The organism is Streptomyces sp. NPDC088794 (genome assembly GCF_044750545.1).
GTDB lineage: Bacteria > Actinomycetota > Actinomycetes > Streptomycetales > Streptomycetaceae > Streptomyces.
The window spans coordinates 37069-57192 of record NZ_JBIVKB010000003.1; the positions used below are offsets into that span (position 1 = coordinate 37069).

General features: G+C 68.5%; 12 protein-coding genes and 3 pseudogenes. 6 read left to right on the forward strand and 9 right to left on the reverse strand.

The genetic code is table 11. The features are described 5' to 3' along the window. Positions 1-81 precede the first annotated feature (81 nt). Positions 82-2085, forward strand: a complete 2004-nt coding sequence (locus tag ACIP6U_RS09190) for a prolyl oligopeptidase family serine peptidase (protein WP_401714474.1) — start codon at positions 82-84, stop codon at positions 2083-2085. Between the two features lie 500 nt (positions 2086-2585). Here ACIP6U_RS09190 and ACIP6U_RS09195 read toward each other — a convergent pair whose 3' ends face one another. The 3 genes from ACIP6U_RS09195 to ACIP6U_RS09205 all read right to left on the reverse strand — a co-directional run bounded on the left by ACIP6U_RS09195 (position 2586) and on the right by ACIP6U_RS09205 (position 6298). Beyond that, the gene (locus ACIP6U_RS09195; RefSeq protein ID WP_401714475.1) at positions 2586-3113 is read right to left on the reverse strand and encodes a DUF305 domain-containing protein; all 528 of its coding nucleotides are present in this window, start codon (positions 3111-3113) and stop codon (positions 2586-2588) included. Positions 3114-3139: 26 nt separating this feature from the next. Next, the gene (locus tag ACIP6U_RS09200; protein WP_401714476.1) at positions 3140-4462 is read right to left on the reverse strand and encodes a DUF1996 domain-containing protein; all 1323 of its coding nucleotides are present in this window, start codon (positions 4460-4462) and stop codon (positions 3140-3142) included. Positions 4463-4588: 126 nt separating this feature from the next. After that, positions 4589-6298: a discoidin domain-containing protein gene (locus tag ACIP6U_RS09205; protein WP_401714477.1), complete on the reverse strand. Its 1710-nt coding sequence runs from the start codon at positions 6296-6298 to the stop codon at positions 4589-4591. Positions 6299-6640: 342 nt separating this feature from the next. On the opposite strand from ACIP6U_RS09205, the gene ACIP6U_RS09210 reads away from it, so the two are divergent. Next, positions 6641-7633, forward strand: coding sequence for a LacI family DNA-binding transcriptional regulator (locus ACIP6U_RS09210; RefSeq protein WP_401714478.1), 993 nt, complete (start codon positions 6641-6643; stop codon positions 7631-7633). A 502-nt stretch (positions 7634-8135) separates the two neighbouring features. Here ACIP6U_RS09210 and ACIP6U_RS09215 read toward each other — a convergent pair. From ACIP6U_RS09215 to ACIP6U_RS09230, 4 genes and pseudogenes are all read right to left on the reverse strand, one after another. Further along, positions 8136-9104: a ricin-type beta-trefoil lectin domain protein gene (locus tag ACIP6U_RS09215; RefSeq protein WP_401714479.1), complete on the reverse strand. Its 969-nt coding sequence runs from the start codon at positions 9102-9104 to the stop codon at positions 8136-8138. A 252-nt stretch (positions 9105-9356) separates the two neighbouring features. Beyond that, the gene (locus ACIP6U_RS09220; RefSeq protein ID WP_401714480.1) at positions 9357-9974 is read right to left on the reverse strand and encodes a hypothetical protein; all 618 of its coding nucleotides are present in this window, start codon (positions 9972-9974) and stop codon (positions 9357-9359) included. 303 nt (positions 9975-10277) lie between these two features. Continuing rightward, positions 10278-10622, reverse strand: coding sequence for a hypothetical protein (locus tag ACIP6U_RS09225; protein ID WP_401714481.1), 345 nt, complete (start codon positions 10620-10622; stop codon positions 10278-10280). A gap of 662 nt (positions 10623-11284) precedes the next feature. Then, positions 11285-11511 (reverse strand): annotated as a pseudogene (locus ACIP6U_RS09230) (IS5/IS1182 family transposase); the annotation flags it as partial. A 98-nt stretch (positions 11512-11609) separates the two neighbouring features. Here ACIP6U_RS09230 and ACIP6U_RS09235 point away from each other — a divergent pair. Then, a pseudogene (locus ACIP6U_RS09235) lies at positions 11610-11765 on the forward strand (ISL3 family transposase); the annotation flags it as partial. Positions 11766-11860: 95 nt separating this feature from the next. Here the strand turns inward: ACIP6U_RS09235 and ACIP6U_RS09240 are convergent. Both ACIP6U_RS09240 and ACIP6U_RS09245 read right to left on the reverse strand, forming a co-directional pair. After that, a complete protein-coding gene (locus tag ACIP6U_RS09240) occupies positions 11861-12367 on the reverse strand; it encodes a DinB family protein (protein WP_401714482.1) in 507 nt (168 codons plus the stop codon). After that, a pseudogene (locus ACIP6U_RS09245) lies at positions 12364-13712 on the reverse strand (ISL3 family transposase). The gene ACIP6U_RS09240 and the pseudogene ACIP6U_RS09245 overlap by 4 nt, the downstream one beginning before the upstream one ends. A gap of 167 nt (positions 13713-13879) precedes the next feature. Between ACIP6U_RS09245 and ACIP6U_RS09250 the strand changes: the two are divergent. From ACIP6U_RS09250 to ACIP6U_RS09260, 3 genes are all read left to right on the forward strand, one after another. Then, positions 13880-14215: a class I SAM-dependent methyltransferase gene (locus tag ACIP6U_RS09250; RefSeq protein WP_401714483.1), complete on the forward strand. Its 336-nt coding sequence runs from the start codon at positions 13880-13882 to the stop codon at positions 14213-14215. Positions 14216-14801: 586 nt separating this feature from the next. Further along, entirely contained in the window at positions 14802-18887 is a 4086-nt protein-coding gene (locus ACIP6U_RS09255; protein WP_401714484.1) for a discoidin domain-containing protein, read from the forward strand. 343 nt (positions 18888-19230) lie between these two features. Then, complete coding sequence (locus ACIP6U_RS09260; protein WP_401714485.1) at positions 19231-19680, forward strand: spore-associated protein; 450 nt, start codon at positions 19231-19233, stop codon at positions 19678-19680. Positions 19681-20124: the final 444 nt, after the last annotated feature.

Consider the following 20124-nt stretch of genomic DNA (forward strand, 5'->3'; position numbering starts at 1 on the left):
TGACGGAACCACCGCTGACAGACGGGCCTTCGCGTCAGGCTCCCTGGCCGTTCGCGTGGTGCGCGGGTGACAATCGCCCGCATGACCGAGTCCTCCGGTGGCCCGTCCACCTTCCGTGACCTGTCCGCCTTCGTCGCCTGCCCACGCGTCAACTCCCTTGCCCTCTCAGTCGATGGCACTCGTCTCGTCGCCGCCGTGCAGTCGTTGTCCGAGGACGGGACGCGGTTCGTGTCCGGTCTGTGGGAGATCGATCCGACCGGGGAGCGCGACGCGCTGCGGCTGACCCGGTCCGACAAGGGTGAGTCGGGGCCGGTGTTCGGTCCGGACGGGACGCTGTACTTCCTGTCCGAACGAGAGGCTGCGGACGGCGATGAGGGCGCCGCGCTGTGGGCGTTGCCGCCGCGTGGGGAGGCCGTTGCCGTCGCCCGGCATCCAGGCGGGATCGCCGCGGTCACCGTGGCGCGCAGTTCCGGCGCACTGTGCCACACCGCGGGGCTGCTGCCGGGGGCCGCTGACGCCGAGGCACACGGAAAACTGCGCGCGGCTCGAAGGGACGCGAAGGTCACCGCGATCCTGTACGAAGCTGGTCCGACCCGTGCCTGGGACCACGACCTCGGCCCGGCGGAGCCGCACACCTTCGTCCGTGCAGGTGTCGACGCGGAGCCGGTCGTCGCCGGTGGGCAGGGGATCGGACTGGAGGATCCTGGGGATGCCGCGTTGTCGCCGGACGGCACACGGGTCGCGTTCAGGCGGTTCGTGCCCGGGCGCGTCCCGGCCGAGCATCGCACCGCCGTGGTGGTGGCCGACGCGGTCAGCGGTGAGGAGATCCACATCGTCGGTGATCTGGAGCACCTCTATGAGACGCCGCGGTTCACCCACGACGGCTCGGCACTCGTGTGTTGCCGGATGCGCTACCCGACCTACGACGACCCCTGGGAAGCAACTCTCGTACGGATCGACCTGGCCGACGGAACGGTGCAGGATCTCCTGCCCGCGTTCGACAACTGGCCCGGGGGCGTGGCTTGTTCACCGGTGGACGACACGCTCTTCTTCACATCCGACGAGCAGGGGCATGCGCCCGTCTTCCGGCGCGACCCGGACGGCTGTGTCACGCGCCTTACTGTTTCAGGTGTGTACGGCTCGCTGGCCGTGAGCCCCGACGGGCGGACGCTCTACGCCCTGCGCCACGCGGTCGACGCGCCGCCGACGCCCGTCCGGATCGACGCCGACGTCGCCGACCAGATTCCCGACGAGCTGCCCGCCCCGGGCCGTGTCGGGGACCTGCCAGGCACACTCACCGAGGTGCGCGCGGAGGCAGAGGACGGATTCGTGCTGCGTGGCTGGCTCGTGCTGCCCCCGGGCGCGTCCGCCGAGCAGCCCGCTCCCCTGCTTGTCGCCGTCCACGGCGGACCGCAGTCCAGTTGGAACGGCTGGACCTGGCGCTGGAATCCGTGGCCGTTCGCCGCGCGCGGCTATGCGGTTCTGCTGCCGGATCCGGCCCTGTCGACCGGGTACGGACAGATCAACCACCGGCGCGGCTGGGGGCAGTGGGGCGGTCGTCCCTACACCGATGTGATGGCGCTGACCGACGCGACCGAGGCCCGCAACGACATTGATGCCTCACGTTCGGCGCTGGCCGGCGGCTCGTACGGCGGATACATGGCCAACCGGGTGGCTACCAGCACGGACCGCTTCAAGGCGATCATCAGCCATGCAGGTCTGTGGGATTTGCGGGCGTTCCAGGGCGACACCGATGTGCCCTGGTACTTCCAGCAGATCTTCGGCGACCCGCTGACCCGCCCCGAGCGCTACGAGGCCGACTCGCCGCACTGGGACGTCGCGAAGATCCGCACTCCGGTGCTGGTCATCCACGGCGCGAAGGACTATCGCGTGCCCGTCGGGCAGGGCGCCACGCTCTTCCAGGAACTGCAGCGGCACGACGTTCCCGCTAAGTACCTCTACTTCCCGGACGAGAACCACTGGATCCTCAAGCCGAATCACACGCGCCTGTGGTACGAGACGTTCCTCAACTTCCTCGACCACCACGTCCTCGGCGCCGAATGGCAGCAGCCCGGCCTGCTGTGACACGGCCGAGCCCGCCAGCCCTCCGCTCAGGAGGCGTTGACCTCCAGCAGTGAGGCAAGTACGGCTGGACGATCCGCGGTGTGAGGGGCTGGCGGGACCATCGGTTATCGATCCGTGCTCTTTCCTCGGCGGAGAGTCGGTCGAAGCAGGTCTCCTCCACGGCCATGAACGTCATCCGATCGAGCGCGGGGGCTGTGAGATGGCGAGCGTGGAGGAACCAGCCCTTCTTCTCAGTCGGGCTGCCACGACGGCCGCTTGCAGGTCCGTATGAACGTCCTTTTGACCGAAGGGCGCCGGTGCGGACGAGGGCGAAGAGACAGGAACGGCAGTAGCCGCCGGGGCCGATGGTCTGGCGCCCGCGCCACATCCGTGGCGAGAACCGCCACCGCGGCGGCTAGCGGGCGTCTGAAAAGCCTGTCCTCGGGCTTGTCTCATGTTGGTCGACCCACTGTGTCCTGCTACTCCTATGACCTTGCCGTAGCGCTGCTTGGGGCCGCCGGTCACGCTGGGCGTACTTCGTTCAGCCGGGCGATCTGTGCGGTCGTGCTCTTTGCGATGGTGGTGGCGAGCTTCTTCGCCTCGCCCGCGTGGCCCTGGGTTCGTTCCCCGGTACACAACAGGGTGGATTGGGTGAAGTGGGCGCGCAGCGCGTCAGTGAGTATCCGGTCGAACGCCTTGCCGGTCGTGGCACCCGCCTTTTCGATGGTGGGGAGGCTGACCATGCCGGGCATGTTGTGCCCTTCGTGGGGGTTGGTGTCGGGGACTCCCGCGAGCTTCAGCAGCTCGCGCAGGCGGTTTTGGTCCTGGTGAAGTCGTGTCCCTGTCTTGGCCGCAAGCGCCGTCAACTCTGGACTCGCCGCGTGGGAGGGTGCGAGATCGGTCAGTTTCTGCGCGCGCTCCGCCATGGGGATCATCAGCTGGATCCATGCGATGTCGGTGGGGCTGAAGGATTCCGTCGGCGCTGCGCCGGCCTTCGGTGACGTGCTGGTCGTCGGCTGCGTGGTGCAGCCGACGACCAGCAGCGCCATGGCCGTGGCGCATGCCAGACGCAGGGTCAGAACGTGCCGGCGGAGTTGCACTTGGCCTTCTGGGTGATGCAGTCCTTCACGCGGTGTCCCTGGGCGGCGTTGTCCCACGCGTTGAAGAAGTCGCCGTGGATCGATGAGGCCATGCCCGAGGCCAGTCGGAAGCCTGCCGCGCTGCCGCTGGTCGGGTAGCTGACCACGAAGGAGAGGTTGGGGATGGCGACGGGGTAGGCGCCGCTGCACTTGCCGTCGTAGGTGTTGGCGACGTGCGACTTGTGGTCGGGACTGTCCAGGTTCTTTCCGTCCCAGCAGTCAGGGAAAACGAGCTGATGGGTGAGGTGTGCCGTTGGGGCGCAGACCGGCCAGTTGCCGTCGGTGCTGCGGCCGATCTCACCGCCTGCGCCGGCGCACCAGTACTGGCCGGGAGAACCCGCCGGAGTGGGTGTCTGCGCCTTGGCGTCGCCCGAGATCATGCGGAATCCCTCAGGGAAGGGCAGGGTCGCCGAGGGGTCGGGCAGCCGGGAACCGTAGTAGACGATCATGTTCTCGGGCTCGATGGCTGTGTTGCCCTGGTACAGGGTGGGGATCCAGTACGCCGAGAGGTCCTCGGCCGGTGCGCAGGTGGTCGCGGTGTTGCTGCGCAGGGACTGGGCCGTGGAGAACGCGTCGGTGCTCTCGTTGCCGAAGAAGCTGTGCATGTGGGACGCGCCGGCGAGGTTCGGCAGCACGATGGGGTCGTCCTGCTTGGAATGGCTGTAGTCGCAGGTGGCGTTGAACTCCGGAACCCGGACGACGTTGCCGGGCACGGCTGCCGGCGTCATCGCACGGAACTGTGCCACCTGGGCGTCCCACTTGGCCTGGTCGATGGGGACCCATCCCGCGGCCGGCCCGCTTCCTTCGCCGACGAAGGAGAACCAGTTGATGTTGACGAAGTCGCCGGGCTCGGTGCTGCGCAGCACGGCGAACACGGTCTGTGCGCCGGTGGGGTGGGTGGTGACGTCAGTGGTCCTGGTCGCCCAGTTCTGCCAGCCGCCGGTCGGGGCGACCTGTATGACGGCGAGCAGTGGTCCGGTCGCGCCGGCGGTGCGCAGTTCGATGGTGCCCGAGCCGACCGCGGAGGCGACCCGGGCCGACACGGTCAACCGGCCGGCGGTGCCGAGGTCGACGTTGTCGAAACGCATCCAGTCGCCGTTGGCGAGGAAGGCCGCGTTCTGGCCGCCTCCCGCGTCCGCGGTCGCCTCCAACGTGACGCCCGACTGGGCGGTGTAGGACTCGGCCTGGACGGTGACCGTGGCGGCCCGCGCCTGCTGGGCCGAGACGGTCAGGCTCAGGGCAGCGGCCAATGCGACCACCAACGTTCCTACTAACAGCGTGTACAGACGTGCGGGATATCTGTGCATCTCACTTCCTTCACGAGCGTCGGGGGTGAAGAGCCGGCGAGCAGTGGTCAGTCGGGGCTCGCGGACGTCAGCGGGCGTCTACTGGAAGACCCGGACGTAGTCGACGAGCATCCTGGCCGGGAAGGGCGTGCTGGAGTCGGTCGGGCCGGGCCAGTCCCCGCCGACCGCCAGGTTGAGGATCATGTAGTGCGGGTGGTCGAAGATCCACGGCCCGCGGGTCTGCTCCACCTGGGCCTTGTCCAGGGCGAGAACGGTCCGGCCGTCGAGGCTGAAGGTGATGCCCTTGCTGTTCCAGTCGGCGGCCCAGGTGTGGAAGTCGTCGGAGAAGTCGGCGCCTGAGGGCAGCTTGTACGGGGAGCCGATTCCGCCTCCGCCGTTGTAGGCCGGTGCGTGGACCGTCGAGTACGCGGTCTTCACGTCCTTGCCGAGGACTTCCATGATGTCGACCTCGCCGTTGTACGGCCACGGCCGGCCGGTGAGGAAGTCGGCGCCCATCATCCAGAAGGCGGGCCACAGTCCGTTGCCCTTGGGCACCTTGATACGGGCTTCGACGCGTCCGTAGGTGAACTGGAAGGTCGCGCCGGTGTTCATGCGCGCGGAGGTGTACTGGCACGTGGTGCTGCCGCTCAGGGGGTCTGGCGGGCACGACGATCCCGCGGTGACCTCCTTGCGCGCCTCCATCACCAGATGTCCCGCGCCGTCCAGCGCCGCGTTGCGGTGGTCGGTGTAGTACTCCAGCTCGTTGTTCGGCCCGGTCCCCGGATCGGCCCGCCACTTCGAGGCGTCCGGTGTGTTGCCCGCGGCGCCGTCGAAGTCGTCGCTCCACACCAGCCGCGGCGGGTTCGCCGGGTCGCTCGGCAGGGGCGGGGCCGGATTCGGAGCGCCGCCGGTGCCGTACACCTGGAACTCCCACAGCGAGTAGCCGTAGGGGGTGGCGCGTTCTGTGCCGTACATCCGCACGTAGCGGCCGGTGCCGGAGACGGCCAGCGTCTGTTTGAATCCCGTGCCGGACGTCGTCGAGTAGACGGGCGTCCAGTCCTGTCCGTTCGGCGAGACCTGGATCTGGAAGGACTTGGCGTAGGCGGGATCCCACTGCAGGACCACCTTGTCGATCTGCGCAGTCGCGCCCAGGTCGACGGAGATCCAGCCCGGATCGGTCCATCCCGTGGTGGAGCTGGTCGCCCAGCGCGAGGCCGGATCGCGGTCGAAGGCCCTGGCCGGTGTGCACTCCCAGCAGTTCTGGTCGCTCTGGGAAGAGGAGGCCGCGCCGGTCCTGCCGTAGGAGAGTAGGGTGCCGGCATCTCCGGGACCACCGGAGCCGTCGGTGCCGTACACCTGGAACTCCCACAGGGAGTAGCCGTACTGGGTGCCGCGCTGCGTGCCGTACATCCGGACGTAGCGGCCCGTGCCGGTCACGGCGAGGCTCTGGGTGCCGCCTGTGCCCGTAGCCGTCTCATGGACCGCCGTCCAGTCCTGCGCGTTGCTCGACACCTCGATCCTGAACGCCTTGCCGTACGCGGCCTCCCAGTTGAGGACGACGCGGCTGATCGTCGTGCCGGCCCCGAGGTCGATCTGGATCCACTGCGGATCGGCGAAACCGCTGGACCACCGGGTCCCGGGGTCGCCGTCGACGGCGTTGCGAGCGTCGAAAGCTCCCTCGGTGCTTGAGGCGGTGGCGGGCTTGCCTTGCGAGACCAGGACCTCTGCCGCCTGAGCGGGCGGGGCCGGCAGCGCGACGAATGCGATGAGTGAAGCGGCGACTGCCCAGAACAGGGCAAATCTACGCACGAGTGTTTGCACCTGTGACTCCTCAAGTGGGGTTTGAGGCGAGGGAGCGTTCCCTGAGGGGAGAATGGATGGGGCGTCATACACTGTCAAGGCCCTCAACCACAGCGAAAAAATGGGTGACTTGATCGATTGCCGCGTTGAGGGAGCGGTTCCTCAGCTAAGGTCGATCAAGGCGAACGGACACCCTGTTCCGCAAAGTGAACCGGATCGCCGAGCAGACTCATGCCGCCCGGCCTGCGGATACGCTTCTGGCATCGCCGTGACGCAGAGCCGGAGGTCGCCTTCGATGACAGAACCCTTCCCGGACACGCGCCTGGGCAGCGGCACGGAGGACGGCCCGGCATGAAACGCCCCACTCTCGAAGTGGTCGCCGCCCGGGCGGGTGTGTCCAAGTCGAGTGTCTCCCGCGTCATCAACGGCGAGGCGACCGTCGCACCGCAGATCCGAGACGTCGTCATGCGCGCTGTACGCGAACTCGGGTACGTGCCGAACGGGGCGGCACGCAATCTCGTCACGCGCCGCACGGACACCCTCGCCCTGGTCGTCTCCGACCCCCCGCAGGGAGTCGTCTCCGACGATCCCCTCTTCTCGGCCGTCGTCCGCGCGGTCAGCCGAGAGCTGGAAGCCGCGGGCAAACGACTCGTGCTCATGCTCGCGGAATCGGACAAGAGCCGAACCAGAGTGGAGCAGTACATCGCCGGCGGGCATGTGGACGGCGTGCTCCTCGTCGCCCTGCACGGTACGGATCCCCTGCCGGCCGCGCTGGCCAGGCAGGGGCTTCCTCTCGTCTCCTTCAACCGCACGTCCGCGCAGGACGTCCCGTACGTGGCCCTGGACAACGCCGGCGGGGCGGCGCTGGCCGTACGTCACCTTCTGGAGCGCGGTCGGCGCAGGATCGCAACCATCACCGGCCCGCTCGAACTCCACGAGGCGCGCGAACGCCTCGACGGCTACCGCCGGACGCTGCGCGACGCCGGCCGCCGCCCCATCGTGGCGCTGGGCGACTTCACCAGAGTCTCCGGTGCCGAAGCCATGCAGCAGCTCCTGGACGACGAGCCCGACCTCGACGCGGTCTTCACCGCCAACGACCTCATGGCGATCGGAGCCCTGCGCACTCTCCGCCAGGCCGGACGCCGCGTCCCCGAAGACGTGGCCGTCGTCGGCTTCGACGACATAGAGGCCGCCTCGTACACGACCCCAGCGCTCACCTCGGTCCGCAGCCCGATGGCCGACCAGGCGACCGCCGCCGTCCACCTGCTCCTCGGTCTCATCAACGGCGGCCCGACGGAACCGGTGATCATGCCGAACGAACTCGTGGTACGCGAATCGACCTGATACCCCCTGCTCCGAGACCGAGCACGGGGCCGTCAGCAAGCCCAGCCGTACCAAGCGACATGAGAATCGTCGACATCCCCGCCAGGACAGTCATGCCGCCCCAACAAACACTCTGGGTGATCTCGCTGTTAATGGATACGTGGCGGGTCTTACGTGCGGGAGCCGGCGGCACCCGACAGGCAGCTGCCAGTTCTTCCCTGGGCCGATCCGGCCTCGCGCTCCGCGGCGGCGGTTGGGGTTCGTGGGCGCCTGCTGCTTGCCTGCGCGCGGCACCACGGCGACCGGCACTTCGGCCTCGGCCTTCTCGAACTGAAGCAGCACCGAGATGGTGGTGTCGGCGGTCAGGCAGAGCGTGGCGGGTGCGGCGGAGACGGAGCTCGCGGAGCCGGACCTGATCGGCTCCGCGAACCCGGACGGGGCGATGATCGGGGCACCGTACCCGAAGGCTCGTGACGCCCGAGGCCGTTGACGTCCTTGCCCCGGACGGACGGCGAGAGTGTCACTAGGTCCTGGGCGTGAACTTCCATTGACTGGCCGTACCCGAGCAACTCCCTGCGGTGAGCGTGCCGTTACCGCCCTTGAAGCACTTCTTCCCGGTCTGGATGTCGGAGATGGTCAGGTCGGGGTTGATCGACCACTGCTGCTTCGGCCCGCCGTCGCAGGCGGCCAGCTTGATGGCCGAACCGGACATCGTGGCGCACTTCCTGTTGCTCTCCATGAACGCGCCGTGGAAGCTGAAGGTCTGGCCGGCGCCGCCGGTGCACGCGGCGCTGCGCAGCGTGGTGCCGTTGGCCGAGCTGTTGCCGGGGTTGTCCAGGCACTGGCTGGTCGAGACGTTCTTGTACTGGCCCACCGTGGTGGTCGGCTTCGCCCCGCCGTAGCAGGCGCCGGTGTCGGTGTTGAAGATCGGCGTCCGGTCGACCTGCTCGTTGGCGGAGGGGTTGACGATCACGTTCTCAAGTACCGGGGTGGTGTCCGGGTTGTAGTGGGTGAGCGCGTCCTCGCAGTCGATGCTGTCGAAGGCGCTGCCGCCCTCCCCGCCGACCCAGAGGTCGAAGTGGTACAGCCCGGGACCGCCGTTGGGGCCCTCGTTGTTCCAGTCCTCGCCGCACTCCTGGCAGGAGTCCTCCATGATGAAGTATTTGCCGACCCGGGGGACGAAGATCTTGGTGCCGGCGGCGATCTCGTCGGTCGAAGAGGCGAAGGTGATGGGGTCGGAATAGGTGCCGGTGCCGCCCGCCTCGTCGTGGATCTTGGGGTAGGAGATGTCACCGCCCGGCGGGGTGTTGTCGTACCAACCGTAAAAGGTGAGGAAGGCCTGGCGGTTGGTGGCGGCGGCCTGCTTGCTCAGGCCGCTCGGGGCTTTCGGGGCCGAGGTGGCCGCGGCCGAGGTGGTGAGCAGGGCTCCGAGTACGGCCAGGACGACCGTACAGAGGGCCGCCGCACGGCGGAAGGTGGGCGGTCGGGTCATGTCTGTCTCCCGTGTGGGGGGCGTGGACAGGTCGAGAGAGAAGCTTTGTTAGGAAAGTTTCCTAACAAAGCTTGAGCCGAGTGTTGCTCCGAACATGCCAACCGTCAAGAGAGCGGGCGGCAGGAAAGGGCGGCGGAGCCGCACCCCTTCGTGCGAAGGCCCGGCCCCCCTTTGCGGACATGGTCTTGGGTACGCCGTTCGGGCATGCCCGGCAATATCGACAGCAGCGGCCGGGCGTCCACCGGTTGCCGGCTATGAGCGCGACAGGGCCACGGTCGTCGTGACCCGGGTCAGCGCCGGTGCCCGCGGCGTCGAACCGAACCCGAACCGTACGGGAGGGTCGACGGCCGCCAGAGCGCCGAGATCCGTGTCCTCGAGGACGCCGGAAGCCGAACTGATCGCGTGGAGATCCTGCGCGCCGTACCACTCCCTGCGGTTCCCGCCCGCACTGCCGCGTGTGCGGACGCCGGGCATCAGGAGGCGGACGGGGTGGTCGATCAGCGCGGCCCACGCCGGACGCCGGGCGAGGCGCGCGGGGACGGCACGCAGCAGCCGGCCCACGAGAGGGCGTGCGCCGGTCGTGAAGCGCAGCCGGAGCGGTCCCGCGCTGACGCGCCAGGTGTCCGCGGTGATGTCGACGTCGACAGGTACGACGTGCACCGCGTCGAAGACATAGGTGCCGGCGATGAACTCGGCGATCCGCTCGCTGGGGGCCAACAGCACCCGTTCGCCGTCTCCCTTTTCCACCATCACGTCACTGAACGCGTCGAACGGCGAGCGGGGCCAATGCCCGACCACGAACCGGGTGCCGGAGGTGGTACCCAGGCCCGCGATCCAGCCGTCGAACGAGAAACATGGCGACTTGCTCATACCGCGGTGCTCCGCCTCTCGGTCCGGTCCTCGGACGTCGGCAACTCGGCGGCGACACCGCCACGCCGTCTTCCGGCAGGTGCTCACCGGCCCGTGGGAGCCAACTCGTGCGCGGCGCATGAGGGTGGACGCCAGGAGTCCAGAGTACGGCTGGACCTCTGTCCGGCCGGGGTCGAAACAGAGCGTTCTCCCTCAAGAACCCGGAAGCCGAGGGCCGTGCGTGAAGTAGCCGAGGGGGCGCGTCGTGTTCGGGTACGAGTGGCCAGGAATTCTTTCCGGACTCGGGATTCCTTTCTCCCGGGCTCAGGATTTCCTCCCCTGGCTCAGGTCGGGAAGGTCGTGTCCGCAGATCTTCTCGGTGGCCTTCTGCGTCGCGTCCCACCGCTTCTCGGTCGGCCCGTAGTCGATGACCAGGCCGGGCCGCGGCTTCTTCTCGGCGACGTAGTGGCCCACCGCGGTGCCGGCGGAAGCCCACTGCGTCAGTGCCGCGGAAAGGCGGCCGACGGCCTGTGCGCGGATCAGGGTCAGTCGGGCGGCGAAGTCCTCGTAGGTTCGCGCGACGTCGGCCCGCAGGGCGGCACCTTGCCTGGTCCTGTCGCCGATGGCCAGGGACATGGCGATCAACTGACCGTACGCCGCTGCGTCCACCCCCTGACAGACCTCGGAAGTAATCGCTGCACCAGGGGACGCCGCTTCTGTCGCCGTGGCGCCGGAGGGCGTCCTGCCGGCGGAGGAAGAGAGGGGCGCCGTCTGTGGCGTCCCCGCCTGCCCGGTCCGGTGGGACCCGCCCTCCGAACAACCGGCCACGGCGAGCACCAGCACCGCGACAAGGGGGACGACCGTCTTCGAACTCACATGATCCTCGATTCGCCTCGTGCGTCCCGATTCCCACCCGTTTCCGGTACGTACGGGACGGTCCATCGGCTGTTCCACCGCACCGCCGAAGTCCGCTCGGTCCCCCGGCGTCCGTGCGGCGTACGTGGCCGGATCGCCGAACTGGTTCCGAACCGCTCACGCGAGCACGAGCAGAACGGCGGCTTCTGTCCTGTCCCACCCTGCGCCGACCACGCGTGACTTCATCGTGACGCGTGCGGCCCGGGACCCCTCCCGAGCCGCACGCGACCACGTCATGGCTGACCTGCATGTGCCCAAGACGGCCGACCGGATACTCGTCCGCTTGGGAACCTCACCAAGAGGCTCTGACAAAGGCGTTGGACGTGCCGGTGGGTGATCAGGCGGGTGGCGAGTCCGAGGAGGGCTTCGTGAATGTCGTGGCGCCGCTGCCGTGTTCCTGCCTGATTCGGCGATGACGGGCGGACGCCACGAGCCCGGAGCAGGCGACGGTCCTTGTCGTGGTCGTCGCCGCGATCGGCGAACAGGACATCGGGTCTGCGTCAGGGCCGGCCGACGACGCCGACCACGGCTGGAACCTTGTCCGGCAGGGGCAGCAACTGCGTGCCGTCGTTACGGTTTCCGCCGGGCAGCGACACCTGAATGGGATGCCCTGGCCGTCTGTAAGGCCGTCGTGATTGCTGCCCGGCACCTTCACTGGCTCTTCGCAGTTGAGGGTGTAGTCCGGTCGGCGCGTCGGTGGCCGGGTAGGGGTCGAGGTCTCCCGAGGATGGAGGTGACTATGATCTCGGGCTCGAAGTGCTCGGGCAGCGTTTGGAGCCCGATCGGGCGATTCTCCGGTGCCGGGTTGTCGAGCCCGTCAGATGGTGTCGTCGCTGCGTCTGCCAGGGCGCGGCCAGGGGCACGGTGGTCCGGCGGTTGGCGCACGAGCCGTTCGGGTAGCGGCCCACGGTGTTGGAGGTCAGCCTCCGCCGATACCGGTGTAACGCCGCCTCCGACGACCGGAACACGGACCGACGACGCGCCGCGAGCCGTCAGTCGCCGACGCCGCCGTCGATCATCTCGCGCAGGATGTCCGCGTGGCCCGCGTGCCGGCCGGTCTCCAGGATCACGTGCAGGTACACCCACCGCAACGTCAGCTCGCTGCCCGGCGGTGCGTAGTCGAGGCTGTGCTGGGCGGCGATCTCGCGGGAGCGGTCGCACTCCGCCTGGTAGGCGCCGATGACGTCGTCGAGCTTCTCGTTCGGCTCCAGTCGCAGGTCGGCCTCCGGGTCTGCGTCGGTCCACGGCGGCGTGGGCAGCTCCGCGGCGGGGATCTGCCCGATCTGCTCGGCGAACCCGCCCAGTTCCACCCACCGCAGGTGTTTGATCAGGCCGCCGAGGTTGGTGCCGGTCGGCACCGGGCTGCGCCGGGCGTCCTCCTCCGACACCCCGCGGGCCTTGCGCACGACGGCGTCGCGCAGGTAATCCAGGAACGTCTCGAGCTGCTCGCGCTCGCTGGCGGCGACTACGCTGCCGAGGATTTCACTGGGTCTGGTCATGGCCCGAACGTAGCACTCGGGCCGACCCTCGCACCGGGGGCTAGTTGTGGCCTGAAGCCGCCGGTCTCGAGCAGGCTACGGGCGATGTAGTTGGTCAGGTTCCTGAACCCGAGTGCGGAGCCGCGCAGATGCTCGAGCCGACCGTTGATGGCTTCGGTCGGGCCGTTGCTGGTGCCGGGCCGGTCGAAGTAGGAGAGCACGTCGGCGGCGCGCTTCTTCAGCGTTCTGCCGAGCTTCGCGACCTCGACCAGCGCCTTCGGGACACCGGTGCCGAGGTCGTTGATCAGCTTGGCCATCGCCTCACGTCCTCGGCTGCGGTCCTCCTCGCGGTAAGCCGCGATCATGCGCTGGTAGACGCCCCAGGTCGCTTCGACCTCAACATGGCCCTCGCCGGCGAACAGCTGGTTGAGTCGGTCGATCTGTCGGTCGGTGAGCAGCCCGGCACCGGTGTGCAGGTTCCGCCGCGACTTGTAGAGCGGGTCGTCCTTGAAGCCACGGTGGCCGTGGATCGCGAGTTGCACACGGCGGCGGCACTGGTCGAGGGCATCGCCGGCCAGACGGACGACGTGGAAGGGGTCCATCACCGCGACCGCGTCGGGGACCTCTTCTGCAGCGGCGGTCTTGAAGCCGGTGAAGCCATCCATCGCGACCACCTCGACCGCGTCGCGCCACGCGGAGGGGCGTTCGGCGAGCCAGGTCTTGAACGCGGACTTGGAGCGGCCCTCGACCATGTCGAGCAGCCGTGCTGGGCCGGTGCCGTCACGGACCGGGGTGAGGTCGATGAGCACGGTGACGTACTTGTCGCCACGCCTGGTGTGGCGCCACACGTGCTCGTCGACACCGATGACGGCGACTCCGTCGAACCTGTTCTCATCATCAATCAGGACCCGCTTGCCTTCGGCCAGGACGGCGTCGTTGGCGGTGTTCCACGCGGCCCCGAGGCCCTCCGCGACCCGAGCGACGGTGAGGTGTTGGACCACGATGCCTTCCAGCGCCCACCGCAGGCCGGTGCGGGTCAGCTTCGCCCGGGGCTCGGCCGCGCGGCTGGTGTTTTGGCGCCACACGTGTCCGCAGCCGATGCACTTGTAGCGGCGGATCGAGACCAACAGCGTGGTCGGTCGCCAGCCCAGCGGCACGTGGGCCAATCGTCTGGCCACGGTGTCGCGCGGCGTGCCTTGGCAGCCGCAGCGTCGGCACCAACCCTCGCTGCCGTCGTCGGCGTCAAGAACGCGGCAGGCGACAACAGCGCGGTCGGGCTCGAGGTGCTGGCCGACGACTTCAAGTCCGAGGTCATCGAGCGGCAGAACTTGGTCAGGTCGAGGCGCGCGAAGGTAGCGTCAGGCAAGTCGAGGTCTTCTGGATGGTGGCGTAGGAACCTCCATCTTCAGGGGACCTCGACGTCTACCCAGCCAGCGCCCCGCCGGCGGCCGTCACACCCTCAACTGTGAAGAGCCCCTTTACTTCGCCAAACGGCACCTGGCCAATCCCTATCTGCTGCGGCTGCTGGGCGATGTGCGCGGCCGACGGCTGCTGGACGCAGAATGCGGAAACGGGTACTTCAGCCGCATCCTCGCCGGGCGCGGAGCACAGGTGACAGCAGTCGAACCGACGGAGCTGATGTGTGCCTTCGCCCGTGAGAGAGAGGCCGCGCTGCGGCAGGGAATCACCTACGTCCAGGCAGATCTGACACGGCCGCCCGACCTGGGTGCCCCCTTCGACGCCGTGCTGTGCAGCATGGTCCTGATGGCGATCCCCGACTGGAAGCCTGCGATGCGTGCCTGCGTGGAAGCGGTGCGCCTGGTCGGCGTACCTCAACGAACTCGCCCTCCTCGGCTGCCGCCTGCGTGAGGTCGCCGAGCCAGGACTCGACCCTGCCGTAGCAGCAGCGGCTCAGTCCACTACCCCGGCGATCGACACCCCAGCGATCGACAGCTACGTCCGTCTGCCCAACCTCGATGTGTTCAATCGAGCACGCTGTCGGTCGACGAGATGGTTTCGCCGACGTCGCGTTCGCGACCGCCACGTCCCTGCGCCGGCCCATGAACACCGAGTTGGACGTCTCCCCGCGCACCTGCCTTCGCACGTTCCACAGTGCGACGACCGCCGAGCCCAGTTCTCCGAGCACGTGAGAAGAGCCTCTTCAGTCAGCACGCCGACCAGATCCTCGCGGGACGGCAACGTCGGGCGACCGGAGGCCTCGACGCGGTGGGGAACTCGGGACGGCAGCCGACAACGCACGCTCCCGGAGCGATGCCGGAAATTTGCTGCCGCCAAATCACACACGGCAACCGGGCAGCGGCGACAGAGCCTGGCGTGCCACAGGGGTTGACAGGAAACACGGGACCAACACAGCCTATGGCAACGTTGTCAGACCGGCTCGGCGCAGGGGACGCCAGAGCCTCGTTCGGCCTGTGCTTTTGATGGGACGTCACACATGACAGATCAGCCGAGTTCGCCGCGCCCACTTTCGCGGCGAACCGTCGTCACCACGGGTACCACCCTGCTGGCCGGATTCGGCCTCAGCTCGCTGCTCCCCGTGCCCAACGCCGCTGCCGCCCCCACCGGCACATCCGTCGACCGCTCCGCCCCGGACGGTCTGGCGCTCTACCGGCCCGTATCGGTCTCCTCGACGGACTACGCGGCCACGCAGGGCTCGTTCGTCGTGGACCGCCTCTCCCAACAGGGCGTGGCAGGCAGCGGCTGGCGCGCCGAAGGCGGCGATCCGCAGTGGATAGCCGTCGACCTCCAGTCGGTCTGCGAGGTCAGCCGTGTCCGTCTGACCTTCGAGGCGGACGCCTCCGACCCGGTGTACACGCCCCCCACCACCGGAAACGTACACAGCGGCACCACCGGCAAGGAGATCCAGTCGAGTTACGCACTGGTCTTCGTGGTGGAGACGTCCCTCGACAACAAGTCGTGGACGACGGTCTACCGCACTTCCGCGGGCACCGGCGGGAGCGTGGACATCCAGGTCTCACGCCCCGCGAAGGCACGCTGGGTGCGCATGACCTCACAGAAGCGCTCCAGCCCGCTGCCGCTGGGGCTGAACGGCTTCGAGGTGTACGGAACGGCCGACGCCCACCGCCCCGCGGCCACCGGCTGGACCGACTGGGACTCCCGTCACGAGGATGCGCCGCACCTCACGGTCGCCGACGACGGCACCGTCGCCGTGGAGTCGGGCTGGCGCCTCACCATGGACGACTGGGCGGGCACCGACGGCGCCGGGTTGTCGAGGACGACGGTCGACACGCGCGGTTGGCTGCCGGCCACGGTTCCCGGCACGGTTCTGGGCTCGCTCGTGGAACAGGGCAAACTGCCCGATCCCGTGGCGGGCCTGAACAACCTGCACATCCCCGAGGCCCTGTCGCGCCACTCCTGGTGGTACAAGCGTGACTTCGCTCTGCCCCGCGGGCTGCGGACCGGCGCAGGACGCCACGTGTGGCTGGAGTTCGACGGCGTCAATCACAAGGCCGACGTCTGGCTGAACGGCACTCGCGTCGGCGACCTGACGTATCCCTTCGCCCGTGCCGCGCTCGACGTCACCCGACAGCTGTCGGCGAGCGGTGAGAACGCCCTCGCGGTGAAGATCACACCCATGCCGGTTCCCGGCAGTCCGGGCGACAAGGGACCCCAGGGCGAGTCCTGGGTGGACGCGGGCGCGGGACAGATGAACCTCAACTCCCCCACGTATCTCGCGTCTTCGGGCTGGGACTGGATGCCCGCCGTGCGCGACCGGGCGGCCGGCATCTGGAACCACGTCCGGCTGCGCTCCACCGGGCACCTCGTCATCGGTGACCCGCGCGTGGACACGGTCCTGCCCGCCCTGCCGGACGTCTCGACCGCGGAGGTGACCGTGGTCGTGCCCGTCCGCAACGCCGACACCGCCGACCACCAGGCCACCGTCACGGCGGCGTTCGACGGGGTCCGGGTGTCGAGGAGCGTCACCGTGAAGGCCGGCGAAAGCGTCGATGTCGTCTTCACCCCGACGGCCTTCAAGCAGCTGAAGGTGCGCAAGCCCAAGCTGTGGTGGCCCAACGGACTGGGCGAACCACATCTGTACGAGCTCATCCTCACCGCGTCCTTGGGCGGTCAGGAGAGCGACCGGCGCACGAGCCGGTTCGGCATGCGCCAGTTCGGCTACGAATACGACACACCGCTCCCGTTCACCTCGACGGGCGACGCCTACACGCAGAGCGTCACCTTCGCCCGGCAGCAGGCCCGGCACGTCCGCGTCAAGTGCCTCACCAGAGCCACATCCTGGGGCAGTTCCCTGTGGACGCTCGCGGTGGGCGACAGCCTGCGGCCCGGTACCGACCTGGCCCTGCACGCTCCGGCCGAGGCCTCCAGCACCGACCAGGACAGCAACGGCGCGGCCAACGTCACCGACGGCAACGAGAACACCCGCTGGTCCTCCGCCTTCGAGGACGACCAGTGGATCCGCGTCGACCTGGGCTCCACCCAGTCCTTCGACCGGGTCGACCTCACCTGGGAACAGGCCTACGCGAAGACGTTCATCGTCCAGGTGTCCGCGAACGGCTCGGACTGGACCGACGTGCAGTCGGTGGACAACGGAGCGGTACCGCTGCCGTTCAGCAACGGCAACGCCAGCCTCCAGGTCGAGGACCTCGACCGCCGGACGGCACGCTACGTCCGGCTCAACCTCGGTCTGCGCAACACCAGTTGGGGTAACTCGCTGTGGACGTTCAGCGTCATCGACCGCAGTGACCCCGGCACCGACCTCGCCCTGCGCCAGAAGGCCACGGCCTCCACGGAGGAGTCCGACCACCCGGCCGCGCACGCCACCGACGGCGACCCGGGCACCCGCTGGTCCTCCGCCTACGAAGACGACCAGTGGATCCAGGTGGATCTCGGCTCCCGTCGCGACTTCGACCGGGTCGCGATCGTGTGGGAGACCGCCTACCCGAAGACCTACGTCATCCAGGTCTCCGACGACGGCGAGCAGTGGACGGACGTCAAGTCCGTCTGGAACACACCGGACCCGCTGAAGATCAGCGTCAACGGCGTTCGCGTACTGGCCCGCGGTGGGAACTGGGGCTGGGACGAACTCCTGCGCAGGATGCCGGCGGAGCGTATGGACGCCGCCGTGCGCATGCACCGGGACATGAACTTCACCATGATCCGCAACTGGGTGGGCAGCAGCGACCGGGAGGAGTTCTTCGCCGCCTGCGACCGGCACGGCATCCTGGTGTGGAACGACTTCCCGAACGCATGGGGCATGGACCCGCCGGACCACGAGGCCTTCAACTCCCTCGCCCGCGACACCGTGCTGCGCTACCGCATCCATCCGAGCGTGGTGATCTGGTGCGGCGCCAACGAGGGCAACCCGCCGGCCGCGATCGACAAGGGGATGCGCGAGGCGGTCGAGCAGCAGGCACCCGGCCTGCTGTACCAGAACAACTCCGCCGGAGGCATCATCACCGGTGGCGGTCCCTACGGTTGGGTGGAACCGGAGAAGTACTTCGATCCCTCGACCTACGGCAGCAAGGACTTCGGCTTCCACACGGAGATCGGCATGCCCGTCGTCTCCACCGCGGCGAGCACACGGAACATGACGGGCGACGAACCGGAGTGGCCGATCAAGGGCGCGTGGTACTACCACGACTGGAGCGAGCGCGGTAATCAGGCACCCCAGAACTACAAGGCGGCCATCGAGACGCGTCTGGGCACCGCCCTCGGCCTGGACGACTTCGCCAAGAAGGCGCAGTTCGTCAACTACGAGAACACCCGAGCCATGTTCGAGGCGTGGAACGCCAACCTGTGGGACAACGCGTCCGGCCTCATGCTGTGGATGTCCCACCCGGCCTGGCACAGCACCGTCTGGCAGACATACGACTACGACTTCGACGTCAACGGCACCTACTACGGGGCGCGTTCGGCCTGCGAACCGCTCCACGTGCAGGCGGATCCCGTCAATTGGCAGGTCATCGCGGTGAATCACACCTCGACCGATCTGCCCCGCGCCACGGTCACCGCGCGGCTGTTCGACCTGTCCGGCCGGCAGCTCGGCAAGTCGAGGTCAGCGTGGGTGGACGTCGCTCGGGCCACCAAGTCCGAGGCGTTCGCCGCCCCTTGGACGGACGACCTCCCGGAGCTGCACCTGCTGCACCTCACTCTGGAGGACGCCCAGGGCCGCGAGGTGTCGCGCAACACCTACTGGCGCTATCGCAGCGCTTCGGCGCTCCAGGCGCTCAACAAGGCGAAGCAGGTGAAGCTCACCGGCGGCATCACCGGACTGTCCCGTTCCGGAGATCGCCGGGAGCTGACGGCGACGATTCGCAACCAAGGATCCGCGGTGGCCGCCATGGTCCGGCTGTCACTGCTGGAGGACACGCACGGCCACCGGGTGCTGCCCACGCTGTACAGCGACAACTACCTGTGGTTGTTGCCCGGCGAATCCCGCACCGTACGTCTGTCCTGGCCCGCGGCGGCGTCCGCCGCACGGCATCCGGTGCTGACGGCCGAGGCCTACAACAGCCCGGTCGCGACGCTGCGCGGCTGAGGACCCTCGTCCCGGTCCGGCAGCCGACGGCGCCGGACCGGGACGAAGAACCGCGTCATGGGGTTGCGCCGAGAACACGACAACGTCCTACAGGCGGACGAGTCTCAGCGTCCGACTCGCCTCCTGCCATTTCCCGCCCTTCATACCGCTTTGCCCCTCGAATCTGCTATGGCAGCCGCTGATCCGCCCCTCCTACCACCGAGGTCACGACAGTCCGGTCGCACTGCGGCTGCGTCCTGAGCAACTCGGCCTGATCAAGCCGGTGTCGGGTCACAACCTCGCACAGACGGCGCTTGTCTGACCTGTCAGGAGCAAAACACAGCTACCTGCACAAGGGGGAAATATGAGATTCAAGCGTTCTGCACTCGGCGGTGCCGCCGTGGCGGCAATGGCGGTCGCGACCACGACCGCGCTGGCCGGGCCGGCCTCCGCAGCCCCGAACACCACCCCGCAGAAGGTCTGCGGGAGCAGCTACAAGACCGTCAACTCGACGCCCGTCGGCACGCAGGGCACGGTCTACCTGACCTACAACGCCTCCAACGGCAAGAACTGCGTCGCCACCATCCGCAACAACCCGGGGGTGGGCAAGGACATGGGCGCTTACGTCTACATTCCCGACACCGACGAATACGCCCAGGACGAGGGCGTGTACACGTCGTACGCCGGGCCGGGCTATGTGTACGGCAAGGGACACTGCGTCGACTGGGGTGGCCACATCGACAACGTGTACACCTACGTGACGGGCTCCAACTGTGCCGCGCTGAAGGAACACCGGGTCACCACCGTCCGCTGACCCGGACGCGACCGCGGTCCCGGTGGGTTCCCGTCGGAGGGGAACCCACCGGGACCGTCCGTTCGACCCGGCACGACAGCAGCCCGTCGCGGGTCCGGCTGCGCAGCGTCACGGACAGCAAGCATCAGGGGGCGACTTCCGGACAGTACCGCGTCATCGCCCCGGACCTGCGAGGCCTCGGCGCCAGTACACGAGCCGCCGAGGGTGCGACGCAGCCACCCTCGCCGCCGACGCCCAAGGGCTGCTCGACGCACTCGGCGAACCCTCAGCAGCAGCGGCAAGGCCCGCTGCTCCCCAGCGCGCTCATGGAGCTACCCTGCCCCGCCCGGCATGCGCACCTGCCACTGTGCCCGCGGGACGCGTGGGTCGACCTGCATGAACAGGTCCCGTTTGCCACGGTCAACGGGATCATGAGCGACGCTCAACCTGCACGTTTGGTGACTG